Here is a 1,900-nt window from a genome sequence, read left to right as displayed (position 1 = left end):
CCTGCCACTGCAAAGCGATGCAGAAAAGCCTTGCGGCCTTCATCTTCATTACATAGAAAAAAACTGCCGGAATTGCGCGTGATAAAATAATCCATTAAAAACTGCTGTACTGCCGCAACATCTTGCTGCTCAATGCGCAAAATTAAATGATGTTCATACAAATCACGAAATTGGTTCATGCGTTCTGGTAAATGATTTGGCAGTAGTTTCGTGAACATTTGCAAAACTTTATCCGACAATCCACGCATGCCCCAACGGGTTAGAAAACCATCAACTTTGTCTTTCATGGCAAAAGCTGCAGGTACTTTACTGGTGCCAAACTTCTCGATAAACAAGAAGCTGTCTTTGCCATATTCTGCACCAATGTCATAGGCATCTCGATGAATATACTCGCCAGCAATCGGTACACGCGGCAAATCACGTAATAAAAAACGGCGAATCGCGGTTAAATCATCCTGCTGATTGCTGCCGATATAAAACACCTGACTCGGAATTTTCTCAAACGTATCCAAACGCACTGCAAACACACAGACTTTACCTGCCGAACCCGAAGCTTCAAACAAACGGCTCGGGTCGGCATTAAACCGTGCAGGCGTATCGGCATCGACTTGGGCAACATCATGCACGTAACGCTGATCTGAAGCACAACAATGTTCCGAATATTCAATATCTTCAGGGCGATATTGTTGTTGCTCAAGTTTGGTTAAAATTTCTTCTGGCGAGTTCCCTAAATTCACCCCCAAATGATTGATGAGTTGCAACTCGCCCAGTGCATCGACTTGTGCATATAAGGCCAACTCAGTATAGGCAGGACCACGTCTGACCAATGCACCACCTGAATTATTACATACCCCGCCCAACACTGAAGCGCCAATACAAGATGAACCAATGACTGAGTGTGGCTCACGCTGATGCGGCGCCAATTGCTGTTCCAAAGCATCCAATGTTGCACCAGGCAAGCAAATCACTTGCTTGGCATCGTTGATGAGCTGAATACCTTTTAAACGTTGGGTGTTGATCAAAATTACAGGACGATCATAGTCATCACCAAAAGGGGTAGAACCACCCGTGAGTCCAGTATTGGCGGCTTGCATAATAATAATGCAATCTGCTGCCACAGCCACTTGTAACACTTGCCACTGCTGCAATAAAGAACCTGGCGTGACCACCGCAAAAACCTGTCCTTCGCCAAAACGTCGCCCTTGACGATATAAACGAGTATCTGATTCATGGGTCAATACATGCGCTTTTCCCACAATATCGACCAAGTTTTTGAGGGTTGCTGCAGCATCAAATTGTGTTGCAGAAGAAATTGTCTGTGGCATAGTGTACAAGTCCTGAAACAAGGTGAAAAATACAATTAAGCGATTCAGCCAAATGCATCGGTTGATGGATTGATCGCTCCTGTTGGCAATTTAGCCTTTCAGTTCACGCTCAAGTTGTACCAAGCAATCTGAGTTAATCGCTTGAATGTTTTTAGCACCCGTTAAGGTCATTGCGACTCGCATTTCTTTATCAATCAATTCGAGTAAATTACTCACACCCGCCCCACCTGCTGCACCTAGTGCATAAATAAAGGCACGTCCGAGCATACAAGTATCCGCACCCATCGCCAACATGCGCACCACATCTAGGCCATTACGAATACCTGAATCCACTAGAATTTTTAGATCTCCTTTTACTGCATCGGCTATTGGCGGTAAAGCACGTGCAGTCGAGAGCACACCATCTAACTGACGACCACCGTGATTGGACACCACAATTCCATCAGCCCCAAAACGAACAGCATCCTTAGCATCTTCTGGGTCTAAAATGCCTTTAATGACCATTGAGCCATCCCAGAATTCACGAATCCACTCCAAGTCTTTCCATGAAATAGATGGGTCAAAGTTATTGCCTA

Annotated in this window: 2 protein-coding genes; both read right to left on the bottom strand. The window is 45.1% G+C overall.

The genetic code is table 11. From position 1 onward, the window contains the following. A partial coding sequence (gene dld, locus F947_RS00230) for a D-lactate dehydrogenase (protein WP_004968648.1) occupies positions 1–1,325 on the bottom strand: 1,325 nt, incomplete at its 3' end. A 90-nt stretch (positions 1,326–1,415) separates the two neighbouring features. Then, the coding region (locus F947_RS00225) for an alpha-hydroxy-acid oxidizing protein (RefSeq protein WP_004968646.1) at positions 1,416–1,900 on the bottom strand (485 nt) is incomplete at its 5' end.

This window comes from Acinetobacter towneri DSM 14962 = CIP 107472, assembly GCF_000368785.1.
Classification (GTDB): Bacteria; Pseudomonadota; Gammaproteobacteria; order Pseudomonadales; family Moraxellaceae; genus Acinetobacter; species Acinetobacter towneri.
The sequence above is the reverse complement of the archived record's forward strand: the minus strand, read 5'-3'. Positions and strand labels throughout refer to the sequence as shown.